Below are 3,352 nucleotides of genomic sequence, written 5' to 3' on the forward strand. Positions count from 1 at the left end.
TATGGAATTTCTCCATAGCCGCCTGCTCCGCCAAGTCCGCATGGATCGCAGCCGCTGGCCTGTTTACCTCAGCCTGCTCAAGATTAGCCGCATAATCACAAGAAGAGCAAACGGCGATCGTATCCTCACCGATATCGGACAGCGCCATAAACTCGTGATTCTCCCCTTCACCGCCGATCGCTCCGGCATTCGCCTGGACGGCCTTGAAATGCAGCCCGCAGCGGGCAAATATCCGCTGGTACGCCTCATACATCAGCACATAGGCAGCATCCAGCCCTTCCCAATCCGTATCAAAGGAATACGCATCCTTCATCAAAAATTCCCTGGCCCGCAGCAGACCGGACCGCGGCCGGCGTTCATCACGGAACTTGGTCTGAATCTGGTACAGAGTAACGGGCAGCCTGCGGTAAGAACTGATTTCACCACGGACGAGTGCAGTGATCACTTCCTCGTGGGTCGGTCCAAGCACAAATTCCCGTTCATGGCGGTCCTGAAGCTTGATCAAGTCTTTGCCGTATACCTCATAGCGTTCCGATTCCTTCCACAACTCAGCGGGCAGCATGGAGGGGAGCAGCACCTCCTGGGCTCCGGTAAGCTCCATTTCCTCCCGCACAATATTCTCGATCTTGCGCAGCACCCGGCGTCCCAGCGGCAGATAGGTATAAATCCCGGCCGCGAGCATGCGGATGTATCCGGCCCGCAGCAGCAGCTGATGGCTTGCTGTTTCGGCTTCAGCCGGCGCTTCGCGGAGAGTAGTCACTAATAGTTTGCTTTGGCGCATCATAATCAACCTCTCTGATTGGATCAGACCTGTCTAGGTCTGCCTTATGGTCTGGAACGCAAAAAAGACACATCCGTCAGGGACGAATATGTCGTGTTACCACCCTAGTTCAACCGTCAGGCTAAGCCTGGCAGTCCTCAATCCGGATAACGGCCGGGGCCGGCAGCACTTCAAAACTCAATACTGCAGCTTCCAAGGCAGGGTGCGCTTCCATCGCTAATTGAAGGACCTTTCAGCCGGTGAGTCCTCTCTCTGTTCTAACGAATTCAGAAAACGCAGATCCTTGATCAACGCTGTTACGTGATTAATATGGTATTTAATGTATATGATATTGCGGAACGCGTCAAGTCTGTCATGAAAATGCCATGAACGGAGCAGCCAGCTCATACCGAAGGTTTTGATGGCTCGCACAATGAAAGCAAAAAATTGTAAATAAAATTTTTATTATTCATGCTCTTACATATGAAATTATTGTGACTTAATACCGAATATATGATTAGAGCATATCCACGGCTACTTCAGCCTTTATGCATCCAAGGGGGAGTCATTGCTATGTATACAAAGATAAAACGCCTTATCCGCCAATTCACGTCGCATTCGCTGCAAAGGAAAATGATGCTGATCTTTGCAATTATGCTGATTATACCAGTCGTCACGGTAAGCTATTTTTCCTACACCACCTCCAGCAAGCAATTGGAGTTCAGAATGCAGGAATCCACGCACGCAAGCGTTGACATGCTGGCACATAATATCAGTGAAACGGTAACTGCTGCCAAGCAGAATGTACAGCAGCTTAGCCAGCAGCTGACCTCCGCTAATCTTGACAACAAGACAGCCGAGACCCGTACGCTGATTGATTTATTCGTGAAGGAACATCCGGAGCTTGAAATTCTTACTTCGGGGAATGAGAACGGAGCCTGGATGAAATCACCTGACCCCGGCAAGCAGGATTATGATCCGCGCACCCGCGACTGGTACATCGAATCGATGAAAAATCCCGGTAAAGTCATACTCACCGGTCCAAGCATATCTGTAACTACCGGCAACTACACCCTGTTCATCTCAGAATCACTAAAAGACGGCAAGGGGGCCGTTGCTACCACACTCAATCTGAAAGTGATAGGTGAACGGATCAGCAATATTAAGCTTGGCAAAGACGGGTATTACTTTGTGGTTGACCGGAATAACAAGTTCGTCTCCCACCCGGTCAAAAAAGCCGGCGATGATATTGTGGATGATGTCGCTAAGCTTTTGGTTAATGACAGTGGCAGCTTATCCTATACCTCTCCCGATACCGGGATGGAGATGCGTGGTTATTATACTACCGACCCTACGTCAGGCTTCATCGTCGTTGGGATGCTTCCCGCCCAAGAGTTCTCGGACGCTGCGATGCCGATTGTCTACACAAGCTCGATTGTCCTGGGAATCGCGCTGGTTATCTCCCTGATCCTGATGTTCTTTGTCGTAAGGGCAATCTCCCGGCCGATCAGCAGGCTGAACCACTCCGCCCGCCGTGTCAGCGAGGGTTACCTGAATGAACAGATTAAGATAGACCGTGCGGATGAAATCGGCGAGTTAGCCAAGAACTACAATCTCATGGTCGAATCGCTGCGAAATATCGTGACAGATATCTCGGATACTTCCGGCCTATTGGCCGCATCCAGCCAGCAGCTGACGGCCACCACCGAAGAGAATGCCAAGGCTACCGCCTATGTGGCTGAGCTGGTGCAGGATTCATCCGCCGGAGCCGACACACAGACTTCAGCTATGGTTGAAACTTCCCGGGCCATGGAGGAAATGTCCTCCGGAATCCAAAAAATTGCCGAAGCCGCCGCTTCCATCGTCGATTCTTCGGCAGACACCGAAGCCGATGTCCACAGCGGCAGCCAGAAGATCGAACAGGTCAGCCAGCAAATGGATGCTATCCGCGAGTCCACCCACCTCTCTTCGGAGCTTATCGGACAATTGAACGGCCTGAACACACAGGTGTCTGCGATGAGCAGTGCAATTTCTGACATTGCCGTACAGACTAATTTGTTGTCACTGAATGCCGGGATTGAAGCTGCCCGCGCCGGAGAACACGGCCGCGGATTCGCCGTAGTGGCGTCTGAGGTGCGCAAGCTGGCAGACCAGTCCAAGTCGACCGCCGGAAATATTCAGGAAACGATTGGACAGATGACAGTGCTGATTGACCAAACCTATGAAGCGGTTCATAACCGGGTTGCGGCAGATGTGGATCTGGGCATCCAAGTGATGAACGAAGCTAAGGCCGCTTTCGCAAATATTGAACAGTCCACTGCCAGAATCAACGGCCAGATCCATGACATCTCCGCAATTACCGAAGAAATGTCTGCCGGTGCTGAGGAGGTTGCTGCTGCTGTCGAAGAGATCTCGACCATCTCACGTACAACCTCCGACTCTCTCCAGAATGTTACGGCAGCAACACAGCAGCAGCTCGCGTCGATGGATGAGATCACCGCTTCTTCCGGGGAGCTGTCCAAAATGGCCGGAGACCTGCAGCAAAAAGTCGAACGCTTCAAGCTGGAGGAGTAGGCAAATCGCCTGTCCCTC

General features: G+C 51.8%; 2 protein-coding genes. One reads left to right on the plus strand and one right to left on the minus strand.

The features are described 5' to 3' along the window. Positions 1-781 (minus strand): proline--tRNA ligase (gene proS / locus AQR02_RS34185; protein ID WP_245237387.1); only part of this gene is annotated, 781 nt, incomplete at its 3' end. Positions 782-1,333: 552 nt separating this feature from the next. On the opposite strand from proS, the gene AQR02_RS13010 reads away from it, so the two are divergent. Further along, positions 1,334-3,334: a methyl-accepting chemotaxis protein gene (locus tag AQR02_RS13010; RefSeq protein WP_054940863.1), complete on the plus strand. Its 2,001-nt coding sequence runs from the start codon at positions 1,334-1,336 to the stop codon at positions 3,332-3,334. Positions 3,335-3,352: the final 18 nt, after the last annotated feature.

This window comes from Paenibacillus ihuae (assembly GCF_001368795.1).
Taxonomy (GTDB): domain Bacteria; phylum Bacillota; class Bacilli; order Paenibacillales; family Paenibacillaceae; genus Paenibacillus_AQ; species Paenibacillus_AQ ihuae.

Coding starts and splice junctions, on each gene's coding strand:
- AQR02_RS13010 (WP_054940863.1), top strand. CDS start 1,334: ATGTATACAAAGATAAAACGCCTTATCCGCCAATTCACGTCGCATTCG.